Consider the following 21,131-nt stretch of genomic DNA (forward strand, 5'->3'; position numbering starts at 1 on the left):
TTTTCCTGCACCCTCTTGACAAAAGTGCAATCACTCTAACCTCTCACCGATGGCAGTGGATTGGGTTACACGCTACGGTGGAGAAGAATTCTGTATTGTCATGTCCGATACTGACCTGAATACAGGATGTCACATAGCCGAACGAATTCGCATAGCTCTGAGCGAGGAAATGCTTACAGCTTACAACGGTCAACAGTTTCAACTCACTGCTAGCATTGGAGTTGTGGAACTGATTCCAGAAGATAGCCCTATTTCTTTGTTGCAGCGTGCCAGCGACAAAGTTCGAGAAGCAAAGAAAAACGGACGCAATCAAACCCGCTTCTGATGAATACAATCTCGTAGTCTATTAAGCAAAAAATCATAGCGATCGCCATTACCCCCAATCAATGCTGACACAGTATCATAGACTGCGCGGGAGAAGTATAGAAGTGCGATCGCTTTATAATTCAACAAATAATTAACTAGCGATCGCAACTGACTTTTTACGCTTAGAACGTCTGCGTTCTGATTTTTTCTTGAATCCTACCGCTTGCGCTTGATCGCTATCTGAACCATATTGTCCGCGTATAACTTCTTTCATCGCTAAGACAGTATTGTGAAATTCCCATTCTGCTAATCGCGCTGCATCCGCCGCCGCACGGTATAAAGTTAGCTTCTCTGTTTCCGCTTGTTGGTGCGCCAACATCGCTTGATAAGCTTGCTGTAACTTGTCAACGGAAGCATCAGTACGGGTTGTGTCGTAGCTGTTAATAGTTTGTAAACCGTGCCATGAAGTTACATCTTGACTAATGGATTGAGGGGGTAAGCGGCGTGTTCTATCTTGGGCTGGCATAGAAGCATAAGTGGTAAACTACATATTTAATGTACCCATTGTCACAAAATAAATATCAGTGAAATAAAAAAGTAGTTTCCAGCAGTTTTCACCTAACATCCAGGGTAGGCAATAATGCTGTGCCCTTAATATGTATTGCATCTGAACAAGAATCGCATTGTCACTCGATACAATGGCATTGTCGCTTGATACAATCGAATTGTCACTCGATACAATCGAATTGTCACTCGATACAATGGCATTGTCACTCGATACAATCGAATTGTCACTCGATACAATCGAATTGTCGCTCGATACAATGGCATTGTCAGGCTTCACGACTCGTAAAATCACTGCACCGAAAGATTTTTGCTGTTAACGAATAGATTATTGATGCCGCACCCTATTAAGGCGATAGAGAAAATAATTTATGATTCAAGCCAAACGATCGCTAGTAACATTTGATGATTTTATCGCTTGGTATCCAGAAAATTCGCCACAACGCTATGAATTGCATGACGGAGTAATTGTTGACATGCCCCCACCAACTGGCGACCACGAAGAAATTATCGGATTTTTAGTTGGAGAAATAGTTGCAGAATATAAACGTTTAAAACTGCCTTATTTTATTCCCAAAACAGCGTTTGTCAAACCACCGGAGGGTGAATCAGCTTATTCACCAGATGTGCTGGTATTAAATCAGCCTAATTTAGTGAATGAGCCTCTGTGGAAAAAAGAATCAACTCTCAGCCTTGCAGAATCAATTCCCTTAGTAATTGAGGTGGTTAGTACCAACTGGAGAGATGATTATTTAAAAAAAGCAGCTGATTATGAGGCAATAGGCATTCTTGAATACTGGATTATAGATTACGCCGCTTTAGGCGGTAGGCGGTTTATCGGCAATCCTAAGCAACCCACTATCTCGGTTTACTCATTAGTTGAGGGGGAATACCAAGTCCGGCAGTTCCGAAATGGCGAGTGCATTATCTCAGAAGTTTTCCCGGAATTAAATTTAAATGCCGAACAGATTTTTCAAAACTTTCAGTAAAGCGATCGCCCTACCTACCACTCATATTAAGTGCGATCGCGCAATAGTTTTAGATTCTCACGGAAAGTTTTCATCTGGTAGGGTGCGTTATGGACGACAGTCCTAACGCACCGAAAATCTTTGATGGTGTGTGGGATGCTGTGCGGTGCGTTGCTATAAGGCATAACACACCCTACAAAAAACAAAAACTAAAATAGGAACATAAAGCCACATACTATGGTAGATAGTATATATGAATATCTCCTTTACTCCAGAATTAGAGCTATTTATCCAAAGTCAAGTTGCCAGTGGTAAGTATGCCTCAACAGAGGAAGTGATTGTTGCGGGTATTAAACTGCTGGAGGAAAGGGAATCTATTTATCAAGGTAGATTTGAAGAGTTACAAAGGGAAATCATGATTGGGGTCGAAGCTTCGGAACGCGGGGAAGTTATTGACGCACAAACAGTTTTTCATCAACTAGAACAGAAACTACAGCAGCGTCGTCAGCAGGCTGGTGAATGAGCAATATTTGTAGATTTACTGCTCCTGCAAGTCGGGATATTGAGAACATTATTGATTATGTTGCTGACAACAGTAGTTTTGATGCTGCGGAGGGTTTGCTCAAGAAAATTAACGACAAGTGCAGTAATTTAGCAAACTTTCCCAATATGGGACGCAAGCGTGATGAACTATTACCTTTATTACGTAGCTTTCCTGTAGATGATTATCTGATTTTCTATCGTCCCATTGCAGGCGGGATTGAAATTTTACGGGTAGTTAGTGGTTATCGCAATTTAGATGCACTTTTTGATAAAGAGTAAGGACGCGCTGCAAAATCTAAACTTACGGAGAATTAGAATATACTATTTAAGCTTTATCGCGCAATAATTTCAGATTTTCACGGATAGTAATTGTGTTCGGATGATTTACCCCTAAACTGAGTTCAGCAATTTCCAAAGCTTTTTCATACAGAGGTTGTGCTTCACTGTAGCGTCCTTGGGAATAGTATAGTCCTGCCAGATCGTTGTAACTGGTGGTGACATCGGGATGCTCTTCTCCCAACAGCCTTTTCCTGAGTGACAATGCTGTTTGATACAGTGGTTCTGCTTCACTGTACCTTCCTTGGAAATAGTAGAGTGCTCCCAGGTTGTTGTAACTGGTTGCGATATGGGGATGCTCTTCTCCCAACAGCCTTTTCCTGAGTGACAATGCTATTTGATACAGTGGTTCTGCTTCACTGTACCTTTTTTGGGATTCGTAGAGTGCTGCTAGGTTGTTGTAACTGCTAGCGACATGGGGATGTTCTTCTCCCAACAGCCTTTTCCTGAGTGACAATGCTGTTTGATACAGTGGTTCTGCTTCACTGTACTTTCCTTGGAAATAGTAGAGTGCTGCCAGGTTGTTGTAACTGGTGGCGACATCAAAATGGTCTTCTCCCAGCAGCCGTTGCCTAAGTGACAATGCTGTTTGATACAGGGGTTCTGCTTCACTGTACTTTCCTTGGGATAAGTATAGTCCTGCCAGGTTGTTGTAACTGCTGGCGACATCTGGATGCTCTTCTCCTAAGAGCCGTTGCCTGAGTGACAATGCTTTTTCATACAGTGGTTCTGCTTCCGAGTACTGTCCGCGTTCATCCAAGTAGTAGCCAGTTTCATTAAGTAACAAAGCGGCTTTTTCCGACTCAAATTGATACTGCGAAATCCAATCAATTGCAACCTTAGCATGGGGTAAAAGTCGATCGCACTCACGCCAATTTGCATATTCAGCATTCGGAAAAACTTGTGTAACTGCACAAACAGTCCTTTGTGCCCAAAGACGGCAGTTGTCTTCATCCATCTCGGCTTTTAACACTTCCTGCACTAAGCGGTGAATATCCAAGGTTTTATTAGTCGGGTTGCGGTAAATCAGCGAAAACCGTCCCGCTTCTTGGATAACTTTGACGAAATCTAGAGGTTTGTTTGCTAATTGGCTGAGATTTTCTCCCAATTCTGCCGCACCCTTGGTAAAAATTTCTTCGGGAATCGCATCAGGCGCTAAAAAGGCGCAAACCCAAATCAAATCGCCTGCGGTGGGGTTGCGTTGTAACACTTTCTGAAAGGCTAGAGAAAAAGTAATGGCAACATTAGGATGATCTATTGCCAGTTCGCCTCGTTCTGCTAGCAGTCTCGCCCCTTCTTCCCGGTAGAATTGCAAATACTCCGCCAAACTGGAGGGAGTTTCTTCAATAAACGCTGCTGCTTGATCTAATGCTAGGGGTAAACCGTCCATTTCCCGCGAGATTGTTTCTGCCAAGGTGCGTTCTTCTTCACTCACCCCATCCAACCCCGCTTCTTCTGCAATCAGTTTGGCACGCCGCAGCAACAACAACGCCCCATCTTCCGGTGGCATTTTTTTAATTTCAATTCGCTGATATATCCCCGTAGCCTGAGCGCGGGTAGTCAACAACACATAACCTTGATGTGCCCCTGGCAGAAACTCCCGCAGCATCGCTATGTCGTCGGCGTTATCCACAATCAACAGCCAGCCGTTATGTGTTGCTAACCACTGCTTAACTGCGGCAATTACTAAGCTTTCATCCTGTTGTTGACTGACCGGTAAATTGAATAACTCTGCAAGCCTCACAAAACCTGACACCAATTCTGTTTCAAAAGCTGCCCTCACCCATAGTATTGCCTGATACTCATGGCGATAGCGATAAGCATACTCAATAACAGTCTGAGTTTTACCAATACCACCCAATCCGCTAAGTGCAGCTAACTTCTTTGTTAACAGCGCATTCCGCATTTCTTCTAAAACGGTTTCACGCGCTGTAAAAAACGGGTTACGCGGATATGGTATATTCCACAGTTCTTCAGGCATTATGTTAGGTTTGCGGGCTTATTATGAATGCTGATGCAGCGACGCAGAAAAAATTCTACATCACAAAGACGCGATAAATCGGCGTCTCTACAATAATCAATCTTTCGTAGAGACGCCGATTTATCGCGTCTCTTGTCTTAACCGAACCGTAGTGCGATCGCTTTGAGGAACAATATAAATTTAAATGGGGGTTGCTGATTTTATATATGAAAACCATTGTGCGTGATATCAAAATTCCTTGTAGAGACGTTGCAATGCAACGTCTCTACATCTGGATTCATATTGAATTTTGAATTGGTCAGGACTTACGCAAAATAATGAAAAACGAACCGCAAAGGACGCAAAGTACACAAAGAAATAACAGTTTCAGAGAGTTTTTGCGTAAGTCCTATTGGTATTGCCTCTTCCCTGCTATAATTTCCACAATGGAGAATAGGGAACTCGAATCCCTGACCTCTGCGGTGCGATCGCAGCGCTCTACCAACTGAGCTAATTCCCCTTAATCAATTACTAATATAATCATCTGTCCATTATGCCAAATTTAGGACAGATGAAAGAAATAAAACCACTCAACAACAACGGATCGATCCAGCTTAAATTTACTGTTGCTGGTAAGAGGTACGCTTTTAATCCCTTACCTAGTGGGAATTACAACGATAAAAGGGATCTGACCATTGCTCAAGCGATCGCTACCAAAATTCAAAATGATATAATTGCTGGACATTTTGACCCCACACTAGACCGCTACAGACTTGTACCAAAAATTACTCAACCTAAAACACTGCTTGAACTTTGGGATCTATGGGTAAAATATTTAGACTTACCAGAACATACCCAAGCAAATCATTATAAATGGGTTAGGAAGATGATAAGCCAAGCTAACCCACAAATAACAGATACAAACTGGTTATTTAAATTTAATATTTCCCCTAGAACATTTAAAGATAGATTAGGACTGATAAAAGCTTGTTGTAAATGGGGATTATCTAAATGTTATTTAGAAACTAACCCCTATGAAAGTATTAAATCTCCAAAGGATAACCATAAAGAAATAAAACCCTTTACCCAGGAAGAAATTAAATTAATCTTAGAAGGTTTTGATAAAATTGCGCCACACTATAAACCATTTGTAGGATTTTTAATCGCTACTGGTGTGAGAACATCTGAGGCTATAGGTTTACTTTGGGGCCATATAAATTTCCATAGATCTGAAATAGTAATTAAAGAGAGTTTACCCAAAGATTTAACAGGTAATGGGTATCAAAGAATTAGAAAGGAAACTAAAACAGGAAATATAAGATATTTACCGATATCTGAAGAACTGCGATCGCTTTTAATCTCAATAAAACCCAATCCAGTAAACCCAGACGATTTAGTTTTCACTACACCAACAGGTAAAATTATTGATGCTGATAATTTTAGGAATAGGCAATGGACTAAGGTTTTAAAAATTCAAGGTGTGTCATATCGCAAGCCATACACCAGTAGGCACACAATGGCTAGTCACGCGATAGATCAAGGAACTCCTATAACAGGTGTGGCCTATTTATTAGGACATAGTGATACCACAATGGTTATAAAGAACTATGGACACATGATTAACCGCCCTAGCTTACCTAATATACCTTTAAATTAATATTTATATTTCTTTTTCAAGTAATTTTAAAAATTCTGCTTTTGGTATCCCTAAAGCATCTGGTAATAATAAAAGAGTTCTTATTTCTACTTTTGGATTATCTTCAAAAAGAATCTCTAAAAGATCCGATGGGTTAAGATCTAAATTCCTATAACCATTTTTATTTAAATAATCTAATAAAAGTGCTTTTAAGTTTATTTCTTTATTATCTTCCACAATTAATAATTGTTGTGGTTGATTTAAGTTTGGTTGGTCTAATTCTGGTTGATTTAACCCTAAAATTTTTAAAGCGATCGCTCTTAATTCTGCATAAGAATAATTATTAGTAAAATAACTAATAATTCTTAAATTATTCTCTTTCAAAACTTTGGCGTGATTTTCTCTGTAAGGGTTCCCAGTATGAATCAACCTATCAATCAATGATCTATTAATAATTTGATAACCAAAAAAGTCAGTTATAAGTTTTGTAAATTCATCCAAACTTAGACCTTTTTTTGACCCTAAACTATTCTTTTTTTCAATAATTGGTGACCATTTCTCAATTAAATTTTGATGGTCTTCAGGTGTAATTCTAGATTCTGGCAATACTGACTCAGGGAGATGGGGTTTTTTATAAATTTCTCTTATTTTTTCACCAAACTCAGTAAAAGGTATCGAAGGTTGGGACATAGGCAGTAATATTATTTTAGGTAAATAAAATTTTACCCCAGTATTTATAAAACACTGAGGTAAATAATAAATAACTACTATCTAATTATTTATTTAATTTATAACATTCTACTTGATTACTGTACCCAGAATTATAAATTAAGTTTATTTTATAAAAGAAAATGGAAATAGTTAAAAAACTTATGAGTCCCCAAATATAAAATAAATTTAACTCATCCTCTTCTACTTCCAAAGTCTTTTTTAAATAATTATGTAAATCAATTAAAAATTTAATCATCATTATTACCCTCAACTTTTTTAGTACTTTCTAAATATTGGAATATTATAAAATTTACCAATGTTCCTAATTTCATACCCTTTTTTTCTGCCAGATCTTTTAGGCGATCGTAAGTTGCTTGGTTTAAACTTACACTTTTCTGCTTAGGTTTATAAATCATAAAAATAACCTTTAACTAAATTAATTCTACCATGTAGATACAATGTAATTAATGGTTAATGGTTATATTTATGGACACAATTTATAGATGGCAAATAAGAAAGGGTAATTATTTTCTAGTTGGTAAAGACTACAAACTAAAATTAACTTACTATATTCAAATTTATAAGTTAGAAAACGGTTTATGGGGTTTAAATTTTAAACTAACTCACCCATCAGAGCTTTTAATAATTAAAGATAAAAAAGTACTTGGGAGTTTTGAATCTATTAACTTTAACCTAACTAATGAGGATGAGTTAGATAATTTAAAATCTAAATCAATATTCCATCTAAATCAAATTAAGAAAAAAGTTATGACGCTTATTCCACTTGACAGTTAAAATTAGGTTATTTTAACGATCGCTTTTTAAAAATATGCGCTGATTTTAACTGTCAAGTAATTATTTAAGTTAATTAAAAATTCAGTTCTTAAAAAAGATTCAACCTATTTTAATTAATGGTGATTAATTAAAAATTAAGCTCACAAATTTTAATTTATGGTGGACTAATTAAAAATTAAGCTCACAAATTTTAATTTATGGTGGACTAATTAAAAATTCAGTTCCCGAAGAGATTCAACCTATTTTAATTAGTACTTAAAATCCTTACAATCCTTCCATTAATCCAACTTTGCGATCATCACCTTTAATCACTTCTGTGACTGATGCAACCAATTTACTGATCTGGTATTGATCTCTAGATGTGCCTGATGTACTTTTCTTGGTGATATAAGCTTCTAATCTCTCTCTGGTAAGTGGGTAAAGCTTACCAACATTGGTTTCTACTGCTCGAAATTCGTAAACCTTCCCTTTGGCATCCTTAAAGGTAGTTCTGTGTTTATCCGAACCAATCACTTTAAGGGGATTATCGCCATTTAAAAGAGCATAACCATCATTTACTATGTCCTCAAAGGTAAAGGTGGGTTCTTGAGGCATAGGCAAAGGTTTAGGAGTAGGTTTAGGTGTAGGTTGGGTGAGTAAGTGAGTAAAGAACTGTTTTTGATCCTCACAAACCTTTTTAAGCAAATCCATATCTTCAGGATCTTTAGATTCCCAAGCACGAATGTAAAAATCCCCATATCTAGATCCCCAATAATCTGGGTGCTTTTCTGGGAGTTGTAACCCATCACATCTTAATTGAATTGCTTTTTCTACTTTGGGTGATGCTTTAGTGATGCTGTCTGAAGCTTCATTTTTAAGCTTCTGAGACTTGGTGATCGGTTTGGGCTTCTCTTCTAATTGATCCAATTTTTCCTTAGTACGGATTCTTGCCCTACCTATCATCCTTAAATCTTCTGGAGTTTGACAATACTGAGAATAAATATCATTCTCAGTATCGTACACACCTGCTACCAATTCAGCCACAGCATCAGTTATAGGTTTGTGACCATATTGGGGCATTTCCATTACATCATTACGTATCTTCTCAAAGCGCTTTTGATCATCCCTCTTCTCTCCTAAATGATTGAAGTAAGCGCAGTAGTCCTTATCAGCCCCATCTATCTTGTAGTAGTAGTCTTTATTCGATTTTTTAATCTGCTTAAGCTTCAATCCGAATAGGGAAAGCAATTGGTTAATTACAGTATGATTTTTACTTTTTGCATTGACGTGTGTCTTTAATAAATTTCTGACATGGAAGGAAGCATCCCGAACACTGTTACAGAATTTATTGATGGTTTCGTCCTGAGTGCTGAGGCTTGGGAGTAGGTCTAAATCTTTTTGGAAAAGTTGTTTAAAATTCAGGCCTGATTTTTGATCTACTAAATTGGGTTTAGTTTCTTGATATATTAGATCTATATGGGATCTAAACCCGGATTTTGGGTTTAGTTGCCCTTTTTCATCAGTATCTAGGTTCTCATCTATACCTAAGTACTTAAAAATTAGCTCATCTACACCCAGATCTTTAAGGAGTGCGATCGCGGCCGATTTTGACTTCTTCAAACTGTGTGGAAGGAAGATTTTATTATTTTTAGATGATTTATCTAATCTCAAAGCTTCTTCATACAGGTTAAGCTCATCCCAATTTAGCAGAGAGAATAGGCACATTACTTTGTAGGTAAAGTTATCATCCTTATCCTTCCGAACCAAATCAGATGTCATGGGGATTGAATCACCTACTTTATCTTTCAATTTCGCTTTTTCTAATTGCTCCTTTTGAGTAGGTGTCTTTTTAAATTTATTCTTTAATTCCAGTTTTGTAGGTTCATCAATCTCCTCAGCAGATGCGATCGCTTCATAATTAATCTGCTTACTCTCTTCCTTAATCAAATACATCTCATCATCTATACGATCAGATTCTTTAATCAAATCTTGATGTGTGATTACATCTTTGATCCTGTATCCTTGGAATTTTAGAATTTCTTTGATCCAAGCCTGATTATTATCTGTGGCCTGGTTTAACATTGCCCCCCATTGGGAGTAAAAATCAATCAGGAAGTTTCGATCTAAATCCTCTGAGATTGAGATGAAGGATTGAAATTCAACTGTATTAGCATCATCAGCACTAGGTTTTTTAATTCCTTTTTTAAGTGCTAATTTTAAACAGTTAAATTTATAGTTGAAGTGTTTTTTTACATCCTCTGCACTATACCCATTCCCCCCAATTTGAGATCCATTCATCTGGCCAGCATAAAAACCACGAATTACATTATCCCCACGTACCCTTGAAAGCTGTTGTACTGCTAACATTGGGGATAGTAAACCTTGGCAGAATCCGAAAAGATGGGAAAATCTATGACCTTCTTTGATGCTTACCCCACTATCTAATGAGGGTGAAGCAATAATCACATCATAATCTCTAATATGAATATTTATGTTTTCCATAAATTCATTATTAGATGCAAGATGATTGGGATTATTTAAAGTATCAGAATCTAATCTCAGTATTTTTAAGTTTGGGTTTTTTAATTTTAATCTTTTCTCCAAATTAAAAGATCCAAATTTAGATCCAACATTTGCACCTTGACTGCTAATCCAGATAGATTTTATTTCTCTACCTTCGAGTTTATCTTGCACCATTTCTGAGCAAGTTAACTCGATATCAAGTAACATTCTTGCAGGTGAAGGATAATTATAAATTTCTCGATCAAATTTATAATTATTTTCTGCAATAAAGGATTTCCCTTTTTTAATTTGTTGCAGAAATTTTAAAGTTATCGTATTTAAATCAGCATCAGCAGCAATCAAACGATTAGAAGAATTAACCAATTCTAAGAATTTTTGGATATTCCCAACACGATCATTTTCTACTGCTGTTGTTGCTGTGAGCAGATGCCATAATCCTTGTGTTACTTCATCAACAAAAAGATTATAGTAGCACTCGTGACGATCAATAAAGCGCAAAGCTTTTTTAATACTATCCCAGCAAAAAACCGCACCTCTTTTAGATTTAATTAACTCCTCATCAATTTTTTCACTGAAGAATGGTAGACCGAACTCTTTTGATAAGTTTTGACCTAACTGAATTCGGGGAACAATGATAAAAGTAAACTCATCTTTTTCTTGCAGTTTATTAACAAATGGTTTGATACTTTGGGTTTTACCTGTTCCCTGAGATCCTTTCAGGCAAATTAAGTTCGCATCTTCTGGGATATCGAGATCGCCAAAATACCTTTGATTTACTACTACATCCTTTTGAGCAAATAAAGATAAGTTAAAGTTACACGCCCAAGCAGAGTAATTTTTAGCATTAGCTACCGCAGTATGTAAAGCGATCGCACCATGATCTACTACTAAATCATCTACACCCTTACTATCAACCTCAGACCAAGTAACAATTTTAGGGTCTACTTTTGTCCTTCTTTTTAGTTCTTTGCAGAGTTTAGAAATTTCAGATCCTACACTTTTTTGTGTAGTTTCTTTTGAATCATTATCAAAAAGAAAGACAAATTCTACTCCTTCTTTTGCTAATAATTCCAATTCTGGTATTAACTGAGGTTTTTGGTATTTTTTATCTTTCCCTTTACCAATAAATCCATTTGACACACCACATAGACCGATCGCAGGATAACCATGTGCCATTAATGTAGCTGCTTTTTTTACTCCCTCTGTCAAGTAAATTCGGTAAAGTTTTGTTTGCTCCTTAATATTTATCCAATTTAAATCAAAAATAGCTTGATTTAATTGATCAGATAAATTAATTTGAGCTAATCCTTTAATTACCCAGTATGTAAGGTGAGTTGGTAATGATTTAAAATCTAATGCTTGAATTCCTAGTAAGCTTTTTAGTGCTTTTTTAAATCCCTCATTGGTATTAGGATTTGTTTTGAATTCTAGTAATCCTTTTAATTTATCTGTGAAAGGTAAAATAATAGGTCTTACAGGTTTAATCCCAAAAGGGCTAAAGTATTTACCTGATTTCTTATGTTTAGGTTGAATCCCTCTAGATTTTTGATCCTCAATTTCTGCATTCTCTTTGGCGACTAATTTAGGGCATCTTTTGTACTGTACTGGTACTTTATTTTTTGGATTAAAAATATCTATCCCTTTACCTGCCCAAATATTTTGTCTCAATTCCTTTTTTACCATGTTTTCGATTCTATACTCAGGCATCGGATGTCCATCATCATCTTTCCAATGTTGGAAAAATTGGTAAAGACCTAAATCACCTTTAGATTCTTTGGGATGCCAGAGATACCCATTTTTGATTAAATAATCTACGTACTCTCTAGGAATACCCGATCCTTCGCAAAATTCTTTAATAATGTCATCGTACCTACGAGACTCATCAAACAGGGTAAAGACTTCCTTCTTAGTCTCCTCTTCCTCTATTACTGCCATATCCTCATTTGACAGCACAACAGGTTTAATTAGCTCACCTAGAGTAAGTTGCTTCCCGCCATTGACGAGAAACTTTTTAATTTGCTTCTCAGAGCATTGCTTCCCGATGCACTTACCTATCCCATTTTGAGCGATCGCTAAAGTCCCACCACAGCTAGGACATACATATTTATTGGTGCTACCTTCAATCCTTTCTAGTTCCCCAGTTTCAATAAAGGGGAGGTAATTCAATCTTTCACTCGATAATGCTTGAATCTCTGCTAATTTGGCGTAAGCTGATTTTTTAGACATGGTTTAATTTCCTAAATTTGTTTGACGGTTAACGTCTCCCAAACCCAGAAGCCTTATTAAATCAGCTTTTCAATTTATCCCTTTGGATAATTAAACCCTATTGCTTAACTGTTATAATAGGGATATATTGAAACTAATAAATTATTTCTAAGATGGCTTTCTGGGACAAATAACAAGTTGACGCTTGTTACCTGGGGAGTCTCTTTTTTAGTACCCACTTTTTAGAGCAAGTGGGATATTTTAATTTATAAAGAGTAAAAAAATTAAAATATATTAGCTTTTGGCGATCCTGTGACTTAGAAGGAAGCGATCGCTTTCATCCTTATTATCAAAGCTTGCTACTCCTATCTTTCACCATTGGGTTAGTTGTCGGTGTGTCGGGCTTATCTTATCAAGGTTCGTCAGAAGATTTAGAATATTTTCTCAGTTTTTAAATATTCTTACTACCATTATAACTTAAATAGTTTTTTGCAATCATGTTAAACTGCTTGACAGATAAGGGTTTCAGGTTTTTGATACCGCAGTCTAAAACCTGAAACCCTTATGAAATATACATTTTTTTATTTCAATTACTCTAAATGACTCAGTTCTAAGACTGAATCAGTTTAAAAACTTAACAAATCTTTACAAATTCTTTACATTTAATTTTAACTAGACATTAAAAAACCACCTCCATTACTTTTGAAGGTGGTTTTTAAGTGTGTTTAAATTTTCTAAAGCTTTTTTGCTCTTTTACCTTTTTTTGCGGGTTTCCACTCATAAGTTTGTCCTGATTTTTCAACTTCATCAAGTATGAAACATTCAACGGACTGACTCATAGATATCCCTCTTTGAATGCTTAAATCTTTGAATCTTGCTAGTAGTTCAGCATCAATCCAAAATGACATAGCTTTCCTTGGATTATCTTCTGTTTTTTTATTTAAAGTTGCTTCCATAATTTTTAAACCAATTTATAGACTATATATAATATAATAACCTATCACGGATTAAAAAGCTATTTAGTATTAAAATTATTTAATTATTATTTCTTATAAATTCATCCAATTTTGATGGATCAAGTTTATAAATTTTAACTGATTTAATTTCCGGCTTTTCAGTGAACCATAGAGGGATTTTTTGGTGTGCTTGGGGTAATTTACCCTCACGGTGTTTCTTATCTACTCTTGTTTTTAATTTGGTCATTTCTATTTGTAATTTTAAATTTAAAGTTAAAAAAAAAGAGCATCTAATTAAAGATGCTCTAACCCATTCTATCCGTCAGTCAACTTTAGATAATTTTTGATCTAAGAAAGATTTTAGTGTGATTATTTGATCATCAAATTTGACGATCCCATAAATCATACCCACATGAACCCAAAATTCCCATTTATTAGTATCTATCCCTATTACAGTTGTTTCATGCCACAGGGATATATGTTTTTTGAATTTTGTTTTAGCTAAGTTATTTTTAAAGATATCTAGTAAAATCTTAATCTCTGTTGTACCAGTATCTAAAGCTTTTTTGAATGATTCAATTAATTCAGGGCTATCAAGCCAATCTAAAACTTGTTGTTTGGTAACCCCACCATTTAAGTTAATATTACTGTTTTTAAATTTATCTTTATCAAATCCGCGATACATAAGATTTAATCCGTCTACACCTAATTAAATATTAGCACAAATTATGTTATAAATACCTACTTACTATTCGCTATAATTAGAAAATCTACACCAACAAAAATTACTTAATAACTCATCCCTAAAAAAGAGATGAGTTATTTTTTTTTAAGTGCGATCGCTCAAAATAACCACCAATTAATTTAAAACTACGGGTTTGGCGATTGTTTGATTGTGGTTCTGACTGCAACATTCATTCACTGAATTTTACAGTTTGAAAATATTGAATCTCTGAAACCCTTATACAGTGCATTTGATAGAAAGCGCACACGGGTAAAATTAAAATTTTATTACTATGACAACTGGGCCGGATCGCTCTTAAAGTAGTGTGACACATGGTTATCTACCCTGAAATCATAGGTAATTGTGCTTAAAATTAGCGTTTAAAGTGGTGTGACGTTTGGTAAGGTGCGATCGCTCGATTATTGTTTGATGTGCTGTTCTGGCATAAAAAAAAAGACCCACTAGGTTGTAGTGGATCTAGATTTACAGGAATAAAACAGGAATAAAATTTAACCTAATTATTTCTTTTTAGCTGGTTCATTAGCTGGTTCTAGTTTGTGACTTGACGATTCAAGTAGAGCCATAATCCCTTTTTCAATTACCGCTAATCTCTTTTCAGAAACACTTAGATATTGAGAGAGAGTAGCTTGATTAGTAGCGATCGCACCTACCAAATCATATAATTTTTGATGAGACTCACCAACTAAATTCATTGACTCGCTAATAGCTCTACAAGTTGCAACAATTTGCCTGAGAGCTTCTGTACTTCTTATTTCAAATTCTTCAATCTGCTTGTTTGTAGATCTACCAATATTAAGCTTTAGTGTCTCTGGGAGATTTATGATAGATTCTTCCAGTTTTTTAGAAAAATTATATAAATCAGTAAAATCTTGCTTATTGGTTAAGCAAATAGTTTCCAGTGTGGTAATTGTTTGTTGGTTTTGGTGGATGTACTCTTTAAAATAATCCTCAAAAGTTGGTTGATTGGTTTTTACTACTTCATTCAAATAAGTCATATTAACCTTTAAATACACATTAATTACTTGTTTTTATGATAACATTTAAATAGATGTATTGGTTAGATTTATGATTAATAATAAGATTATTATTGAACTGTCAGATGAAGAGTTAAAAATCTTGAGAGAGATCTGGGAAGATACACCAACAAAACTTTTTTTTCAAAAATTGAATATCTTTGAATTGAACACAGCTTACCAAAAGATTGCAGAAGCGATCGCACCTCCAGAACCAGAGAAACAAATCTCATTAGATGATTACTTTAAGTTTTAATTAATTTAGTTAAATTAAAAACCGCGCTTACTAAGGAGTAGAGCGCGGTTTTTATTTGGTAGTTATGAATTATTTAAATTATAGCATTAATGACTATTCAAAATGATAATTTAAAACTCGATTTTTTTCTTTATTGGTTATCGTTTTTTCTGAGTAAAAATCAGATTCTAATTCTAAATCCATTTCCCTTAATAGTTCTGCATTTTTTTCCAGCCAGTTTTTAACCTCTTCTTTTCTTCTCTCATTTTTAATTTTCTTAACTCCCTCTGCAACCAAAACTATTGATGATGATTTAGATTTTTTAAAATAATCATACCCATAAAATCTTATTAATCTTCTTCTAATAGTCCAGACACTTAACTTATACTTTTTAGCTATTTTGTGAAGTGATGATCCAGTAGTTAATTCATTCCACCAAATAATAGATTCTTCCCTTTCTTTTATAGTTGGTAGTCTGCGCTTAGTTTTCATATAAGTAAATTTATCAATTTACTTTAAATATAACAAAAGCAGTAAACTTTAAATTTACTGCTTTTTAACGTACTGCTTTTAAATTTAATTATCTAATTTCTGGAGGAATATAATTAATATTACCATTTGAAACTTCAGTAAAAGCTTTATTCCAGTCAATACCATCTAAAGCACGGTGAATAAATCTTGATTGAGCTATTCTGGCCCGAACATCGATAAACTCAAGATGAATTAAATAATACTCAGATAATGATTTAAAAATTAGTTCATCAACCTTAGCATTACCTGGATCGCCGTAAATAATCATAGAAGGTTCATATTTTAACCCAGTTGCTAAACCTAATAAATCATTTTTATCTTTATCATAATCCTCATAATAACATGGTAAAAATAAACATTTAGATTTATCATTCCTGATCCAAGTACGGTTAAAAATAACCGTTTCATTACATTCATCTTTCCAAGAAACCTGCTCATAAAATTGGTCAATTACTTGGCGATCGCTTAATCTTGTTGTCATTCTATTTATCCTTATTATTTATCGTTAATTGTTCTGAAATTCAACAAAAATATTTATCTTTGTTTCCTTAGTTTTTTGATAATGTGTATACTCAATGTCTGTAACATTAAAGTGCTTTTGTTTATTGTTCTCTGGGACAATTGTTAGTTTTTCACCAACTTTAGGTAAAGTTGGTAATTCAATTTCAAAAAAATTATGATAAGTATCAAAACCTAAACTAATAATTAAATCTTCAAAATTCTCTACATCCTGTTTACTTTTTTCTAAAAAAGTCCCATCTAAATAAATTAAAACTTTAACCATACTTCACAACCTCCAATTATTTTTTAGTAAGGAAGTTAGTCAATTTAACTCCCAAAGTTTTTAACTAATCAATTGTTTCAAAATCCAAAAGCATATCATTAAATCTTGATTCACCTATTTTTACTTTATATTCTTTCCCATATTGGGATTTCATAACACCCATGCCGATATTAAATCTTGCAGTTTCAAGTTTTTCATCAGCAACACCTTTTAAAAGTACTTTTTCTACAAAATCAATAGAGCATCCAAGTTTTTGGATCACAGATTTCATACCTAAAAAGACACAATCATCCTCCTCTACATCTTCCCAAGCATCGGTAAACCAGAAATTAAAGCATTCACCTGTTGCGTTATCCATAAAAACTAAAGTCATCCCATCAATAGGATCGCAACCGTAAATTTCTATTTCTTCTAGGGTAAGTGTTTTAGTTTCTTTTTCCTTTGTTACTTTTCGATTAAAATAAACATTTAGATTTTCATCATATTTAATCAAGTATGTTTCCCCAATTCTTGTATTAAGGAATTTTTTAACATACCTTTTTAAAATCTCCAGACGATCGCTTGTAATAATATTTTGACCTTCAACGTTTAAATTACACTCACGATCTGCCACATTATTTAAAGCATAAGGATTGATACCGAACGCTTTACAAATCTTTGTTAATTCCAACTCTTTAGAATCATAATCCCAATCTGAGGAGATATAAATCATTCTACATTCCCCGCTAAAAACAGTACCATAAATCTCGTGTTCTTCTTCTAATGTCTCTGAATCAAAGAATAAATTAAATCCATTTACCAGATATTCAATATCAGAAAGAATCATTTCTTTTTGTTCAATAATTTTCATGATAATTTTCCTTTAGACGATTAGCCGATCAACTCTTCAAAACAGGACAGACAAAAACCATATCTATTAGTGTTGTGATGCCTGTTGTTACATCCCTTACGATTGCAGTATGGAAAATTAGCTTGTAGTTTCCTATTTTTACCTTCTAAGTTACCTGATTGGTAAGCTAAATTTCTTACAAAGTCTATATTCAAGTGTGTTGGTAGATTTGGCGAGAAAATTTCTTCGATACAATCAGAGCAAATACCACAAGTACATTTATTCATTCTATTCATTTAATTGTTTAAATTTTATTGTTAGGTGCGATCGCGGTTGACCACACCTAATTTAAGTATCAAGCAGATTTAAGCAAAGTAGATTTAGTCTTAGGTAAAGCAAAATCGAAACTGTGCATTAATTTAGATTCAATCTTCTTACTCAAATCAGCATTAGGATTTTGGAGTAGAGAAGCTTGAATCGAAATAAGAGCAACGCAGATATTAGGGATAGCATCACCCATATCTTCCTTACCATGTTCCAAAGTCTCTGCCAGCATCTCTGCCTTAACTTCTGCCACACGTAAAGCAAACCAATCACGATCAAATGGTAGCAATCCACCTAAAACTCTGACCCAAACAGTAATACCAGCTTCAATCCTGATAGTGATTATTTCATGGGCAGGGATATTAACGATTCTGCTGATAATCTCACGATCGCGGGTAGATAAAAATTCTTGGGTAAGTGTCTCAGTTGCGGTAGGTTGAGTTAAAGTGGTCATTAGCTATCATCCTTTGGTAGTTAGGCGATCGCTTGAAAGTTTCTCAGGCTTGGGCGATCGCTTTGTTTTGCATACTCTTAGTATAACACCGTATTACGTCGTATACCGCTGGGTTTTAAGAATAATCCATAAATTTTTTAAAATATTTTATGGATTATTCGGGATAGTTAGAATGGATCGCTGGTCGCTAATTCATTAAGTTTTGCCTCTTCTTCTGCTAAATGTTGCTGTACTTGTTCATCTGTAAGGATCGTCAGATGCTCTGGTTTTTGCCAGCTATACCAGTTATCTAAAATATTGTCGATAAACTTAATAGGAATTATGCTTTGTGGTGATGCTTTCTTTGCATCTGCTGGCATCTCAGAAGGATCAACTGTCTCAGATAAAGTTCCACTACGATGCTTTAACTTAGTCCCTAATGGCAGTACTTGAAGCTCAGACACAGGGATAACAGACTTATTACCGTAAAACACAACTGGTTCAAGTGCTGATTTAATACTTTCCATCTGTACTGGTATAGTACCTACTGGTTCTGCATCAAATTTCATATCATCAGTAGCGATCGCAGCTTCCGAAACTTTTATAGGTTGATTGAAGAACGCAGTCATTGAAAATGGTTGCGGTTGAGGTTTAGTCTCAACAACTGGTTCTACAACTGGATCAATTGGGGTAGGATCAACTGCCACTACTTCTGCACTAATTTGGATATCAGCGATCGCTTGTACAGAATCGTCTAATTCTTGCTGTGTGTGGTTTTTATCAACTTCTTCTAAAGCAGCATCAAGCGATCGCCCAAACTCATTTAAATCCTCAGATGATAATGGGGATACTTTATTTTTTTCTAAAAGTTCATCAACTTTATTCCAATTACTTACTTTAATTTCCGGTTCTAAAACTTCTACTGCTGCTACTGATTTACTTTCTAATTCACTAATTAAATTATTTTTAAATTCCTCAACTTGATCGGCTGGTAAATCTTCAGAAAGTTTATTTGCTGCTACTTCTAAAGATTGGTTAAAATCTTTTAAATCATCCTGGGATAGTGGAAAGATTTTACTTTTATCTAGTAATTCATCAATTTTATCTAGATTTTTAGTTAGTCCATTATCCTTTTTATTAGATTTTTTAACCTTCTTAGGTTCTGATTTAATCTCTACATTATTGGATGAAAGTATACCTAATTCAGAGCATTTTACAGCGATCGCTTTTTTAACTTCATCCAAAATAATTGGATTAGCACGATTAAAAATATTTGAGATGGATTCTAAAGCTGATGTTAAATCAAATTCTATTTCCTGTGCTGCTTTAATTTCACGGTCTAATTGTTCTATTTCTTCAAGTAGTGAATTTTTCTCAGTAATTTTATCGTCAATAAATTGTAGAGTTGCTGTAGTCATAAATTTTTTATCTCTTTTAAGTTATATCATCAGTATAACAGTGTTATACAAAAATTGGGTGAGGTTTTAAAAAAATTTCTAATAAAACAGTAATTTGTATAGCACAGTATAACCATGCTATACTGTGTTAAGGGTTTATAGAGGATCTAAATATGAGTAAATTATCAGCATTCCGTCTGCCTGATGATCTTTTAGAGGAAATTGATGAATTATCCGATAAATTAAGATCTGATAGAACAGCGATCGTAATTAAAGCTTTAAAAATTGGAATAGATAAAATAAAAAAAAGCAAAATAAGAATTGAACGCCCTTTAGTCCCTGAAGATGTTGAAGAAATGATTAAGGAAAATAATAAAATTTTAATTTTGGAGATTGAAGAAATAAAAAAGCAAATAAAAGATTTATCAAAATAGTTAAATTTAATTGTACAAGTTAAAAAAACCATCCAACTTTTAAATAATTGGATGGTTTTTTTAACTTGTAACTTTAAAGTTAAATTTTTCTGATTTTACTTAAAGTACTATCTATCTCGATTAAATTCAAACTTTGCAACTCAAATAAAGAATCGCGGATCTGTTCTGGGGTAAGTTTATTAAGTTTTACCCCAATTATAAAATCTGGGTTTTTTAAATCCATCCAATTATTAGGGACTAAACTTAAAACCTTATCATTCACATCTCCATAGTTATTTTTATCTGGAGTAGTTTTAACTTCAGATTCAAACTGTAGTGCTGATCTTTCAAAATTAGGTGTAATCCCAATCCTGACAAAACCAGCTGTGGATAAAATGATGCTAGATTTAATATCCCCATTTTTCATTCCCTCTTGCAGTTGGGTGAATTGATTTAAAACTCTAGAGCGATCGCTTTCTTGGGCAACTATTAAGGGATTTTGCGCTGTTTTGGTTACACAGTTTGTATCGCCAATAGGAATATTATTTTCATCATGCCCAATACGAGCAATAGCAAAAATGTCAAAGTTATCACGGATAGAACTAGAACCTAAACCCCAATCAGTTATTTTTGGTGATTGAGTATCTATCCAAATCGTTGTTCCCAGTGCAGCCCCATTGTTAGCTAAAGTCATTAACTTACTGACAACTTCCTTAAATACATCCTTAGCAGATGAAGTAAGTAGATCTTTAATGCTCTGCCAGTCAGTAATAGCCAAAACCACAGGTGAGAAAACTCTTTGACCTTGTTCTAGTAACTGTTGGCGCAATTCATAAATTTCCCAAATTGCATCTAAAGCACCTAGATCAATATCCTGTAGATTAAATCCATATAGCGGTTATCAGTCTTGTGAAGTACAGTAGCAGCAGTGAGTAAACCAACCCA

At 34.7% G+C, this 21,131-nt stretch carries 26 protein-coding genes and 1 tRNA gene; 9 read left to right on the forward strand and 18 right to left on the reverse strand.

The window, feature by feature from the left end:
• The first annotated feature begins 49 nt into the window (after positions 1-49).
• Positions 50-325, forward strand: coding sequence for a GGDEF domain-containing protein (locus ACM0OY_RS33810; RefSeq protein WP_414573139.1), 276 nt, complete (start codon positions 50-52; stop codon positions 323-325).
• Positions 326-457: 132 nt separating this feature from the next.
• On the opposite strand, the gene ACM0OY_RS33815 is transcribed toward ACM0OY_RS33810, so the two are convergent.
• Positions 458-832, reverse strand: coding sequence for a hypothetical protein (locus tag ACM0OY_RS33815; protein ID WP_414573140.1), 375 nt, complete (start codon positions 830-832; stop codon positions 458-460).
• A gap of 409 nt (positions 833-1,241) precedes the next feature.
• Between ACM0OY_RS33815 and ACM0OY_RS33820 the strand changes: the two genes are divergently transcribed.
• The 4 genes from ACM0OY_RS33820 to ACM0OY_RS33835 all read left to right on the forward strand — a co-directional run bounded on the left by ACM0OY_RS33820 (position 1,242) and on the right by ACM0OY_RS33835 (position 2,660).
• Positions 1,242-1,859, forward strand: coding sequence for a Uma2 family endonuclease (locus tag ACM0OY_RS33820; protein ID WP_414573141.1), 618 nt, complete (start codon positions 1,242-1,244; stop codon positions 1,857-1,859).
• On the forward strand, positions 1,828-1,965 hold the full coding sequence (locus ACM0OY_RS33825) for a hypothetical protein (protein ID WP_414573142.1): 138 nt from the start codon (positions 1,828-1,830) through the stop codon (positions 1,963-1,965). Before ACM0OY_RS33820 ends, ACM0OY_RS33825 begins: the two co-directional genes overlap by 32 nt.
• A gap of 126 nt (positions 1,966-2,091) precedes the next feature.
• Positions 2,092-2,361, forward strand: coding sequence for a type II toxin-antitoxin system ParD family antitoxin (locus ACM0OY_RS33830; protein WP_414573143.1), 270 nt, complete (start codon positions 2,092-2,094; stop codon positions 2,359-2,361).
• Positions 2,358-2,660, forward strand: a complete 303-nt coding sequence (locus tag ACM0OY_RS33835) for a type II toxin-antitoxin system RelE/ParE family toxin (RefSeq protein WP_414573144.1) — start codon at positions 2,358-2,360, stop codon at positions 2,658-2,660. The genes ACM0OY_RS33830 and ACM0OY_RS33835 overlap by 4 nt, the downstream gene beginning before the upstream one ends.
• Before the next feature lie 46 nt (positions 2,661-2,706).
• Here the strand turns inward: ACM0OY_RS33835 and ACM0OY_RS33840 are convergent, their stop codons facing one another.
• The 3 genes from ACM0OY_RS33840 to ACM0OY_RS33850 form a co-directional block, all read right to left on the reverse strand.
• Positions 2,707-4,698 carry a tetratricopeptide repeat protein gene (locus tag ACM0OY_RS33840; protein ID WP_414573145.1) on the reverse strand — a complete coding sequence of 664 codons (1,992 nt, stop codon included), beginning with the start codon at positions 4,696-4,698 and terminating at the stop codon, positions 2,707-2,709.
• 55 nt (positions 4,699-4,753) lie between these two features.
• Positions 4,754-4,915 (reverse strand): hypothetical protein, encoded by a 162-nt coding sequence (locus ACM0OY_RS33845; protein WP_414573146.1) that lies wholly within the window; start codon positions 4,913-4,915, stop codon positions 4,754-4,756.
• 209 nt (positions 4,916-5,124) lie between these two features.
• Positions 5,125-5,197 (reverse strand) — tRNA-Ala (locus ACM0OY_RS33850).
• A 33-nt stretch (positions 5,198-5,230) separates the two neighbouring features.
• Between ACM0OY_RS33850 and xerC the strand changes: the two genes are divergently transcribed.
• Positions 5,231-6,334, forward strand: a complete 1,104-nt coding sequence (gene xerC, locus ACM0OY_RS33855; protein ID WP_414573147.1) for a site-specific integrase — start codon at positions 5,231-5,233, stop codon at positions 6,332-6,334.
• 3 nt (positions 6,335-6,337) lie between these two features.
• Here xerC and ACM0OY_RS33860 read toward each other — a convergent pair whose 3' ends face one another.
• The gene (locus ACM0OY_RS33860) at positions 6,338-7,003 is read right to left on the reverse strand and encodes a hypothetical protein (protein WP_414573148.1); all 666 of its coding nucleotides are present in this window, start codon (positions 7,001-7,003) and stop codon (positions 6,338-6,340) included.
• A 269-nt stretch (positions 7,004-7,272) separates the two neighbouring features.
• Entirely contained in the window at positions 7,273-7,440 is a 168-nt protein-coding gene (locus tag ACM0OY_RS33865) for a hypothetical protein (RefSeq protein WP_414573149.1), read from the reverse strand.
• Between the two features lie 70 nt (positions 7,441-7,510).
• Between ACM0OY_RS33865 and ACM0OY_RS33870 the strand changes: the two genes are divergently transcribed.
• Entirely contained in the window at positions 7,511-7,819 is a 309-nt protein-coding gene (locus ACM0OY_RS33870; protein ID WP_414573150.1) for a hypothetical protein, read from the forward strand.
• A 264-nt stretch (positions 7,820-8,083) separates the two neighbouring features.
• Here the strand turns inward: ACM0OY_RS33870 and ACM0OY_RS33875 are convergent, their stop codons facing one another.
• The 5 genes from ACM0OY_RS33875 to ACM0OY_RS33895 form a co-directional block, all read right to left on the reverse strand.
• On the reverse strand, positions 8,084-12,547 hold the full coding sequence (locus ACM0OY_RS33875) for a plasmid replication protein, CyRepA1 family (protein ID WP_414573151.1): 4,464 nt from the start codon (positions 12,545-12,547) through the stop codon (positions 8,084-8,086).
• A 713-nt stretch (positions 12,548-13,260) separates the two neighbouring features.
• The gene (locus ACM0OY_RS33880) at positions 13,261-13,482 is read right to left on the reverse strand and encodes a hypothetical protein (protein WP_414573152.1); all 222 of its coding nucleotides are present in this window, start codon (positions 13,480-13,482) and stop codon (positions 13,261-13,263) included.
• 79 nt (positions 13,483-13,561) lie between these two features.
• A complete protein-coding gene (locus tag ACM0OY_RS33885) occupies positions 13,562-13,729 on the reverse strand; it encodes a hypothetical protein (protein WP_414573153.1) in 168 nt (55 codons plus the stop codon).
• A gap of 75 nt (positions 13,730-13,804) precedes the next feature.
• Positions 13,805-14,167 (reverse strand): hypothetical protein, encoded by a 363-nt coding sequence (locus tag ACM0OY_RS33890; RefSeq protein ID WP_414573154.1) that lies wholly within the window; start codon positions 14,165-14,167, stop codon positions 13,805-13,807.
• Positions 14,168-14,724: 557 nt separating this feature from the next.
• On the reverse strand, positions 14,725-15,240 hold the full coding sequence (locus tag ACM0OY_RS33895) for a hypothetical protein (protein ID WP_414573155.1): 516 nt from the start codon (positions 15,238-15,240) through the stop codon (positions 14,725-14,727).
• Positions 15,241-15,292: 52 nt separating this feature from the next.
• Between ACM0OY_RS33895 and ACM0OY_RS33900 the strand changes: the two genes are divergently transcribed.
• On the forward strand, positions 15,293-15,496 hold the full coding sequence (locus ACM0OY_RS33900) for a hypothetical protein (protein ID WP_414573156.1): 204 nt from the start codon (positions 15,293-15,295) through the stop codon (positions 15,494-15,496).
• A 93-nt stretch (positions 15,497-15,589) separates the two neighbouring features.
• On the opposite strand, the gene ACM0OY_RS33905 is transcribed toward ACM0OY_RS33900, so the two are convergent.
• The 6 genes from ACM0OY_RS33905 to ACM0OY_RS33930 form a co-directional block, all read right to left on the reverse strand.
• Positions 15,590-15,967, reverse strand: coding sequence for a hypothetical protein (locus ACM0OY_RS33905; RefSeq protein ID WP_414573157.1), 378 nt, complete (start codon positions 15,965-15,967; stop codon positions 15,590-15,592).
• A gap of 88 nt (positions 15,968-16,055) precedes the next feature.
• A complete protein-coding gene (locus ACM0OY_RS33910; protein WP_414573158.1) occupies positions 16,056-16,487 on the reverse strand; it encodes a hypothetical protein in 432 nt (143 codons plus the stop codon).
• Between the two features lie 24 nt (positions 16,488-16,511).
• On the reverse strand, positions 16,512-16,790 hold the full coding sequence (locus ACM0OY_RS33915) for a hypothetical protein (RefSeq protein WP_414573159.1): 279 nt from the start codon (positions 16,788-16,790) through the stop codon (positions 16,512-16,514).
• A 64-nt stretch (positions 16,791-16,854) separates the two neighbouring features.
• Positions 16,855-17,640, reverse strand: a complete 786-nt coding sequence (locus ACM0OY_RS33920; protein WP_414573160.1) for a hypothetical protein — start codon at positions 17,638-17,640, stop codon at positions 16,855-16,857.
• A gap of 334 nt (positions 17,641-17,974) precedes the next feature.
• Complete coding sequence (locus ACM0OY_RS33925) at positions 17,975-18,397, reverse strand: hypothetical protein (protein ID WP_414573161.1); 423 nt, start codon at positions 18,395-18,397, stop codon at positions 17,975-17,977.
• Positions 18,398-18,564: 167 nt separating this feature from the next.
• Complete coding sequence (locus ACM0OY_RS33930) at positions 18,565-19,794, reverse strand: hypothetical protein (RefSeq protein WP_414573162.1); 1,230 nt, start codon at positions 19,792-19,794, stop codon at positions 18,565-18,567.
• Positions 19,795-19,946: 152 nt separating this feature from the next.
• Between ACM0OY_RS33930 and ACM0OY_RS33935 the strand changes: the two genes are divergently transcribed.
• On the forward strand, positions 19,947-20,207 hold the full coding sequence (locus tag ACM0OY_RS33935) for a hypothetical protein (RefSeq protein ID WP_414573163.1): 261 nt from the start codon (positions 19,947-19,949) through the stop codon (positions 20,205-20,207).
• Positions 20,208-20,286: 79 nt separating this feature from the next.
• Here ACM0OY_RS33935 and ACM0OY_RS33940 read toward each other — a convergent pair whose 3' ends face one another.
• Positions 20,287-21,015, reverse strand: coding sequence for a hypothetical protein (locus ACM0OY_RS33940; RefSeq protein WP_414573164.1), 729 nt, complete (start codon positions 21,013-21,015; stop codon positions 20,287-20,289).
• Between the last annotated feature and the right edge of the window lie 116 nt (positions 21,016-21,131).

This window comes from Nostoc sp. CCY 9925, from assembly GCF_963920935.1.
Lineage (GTDB): Bacteria > Cyanobacteriota > Cyanobacteriia > Cyanobacteriales > Nostocaceae > Nostoc.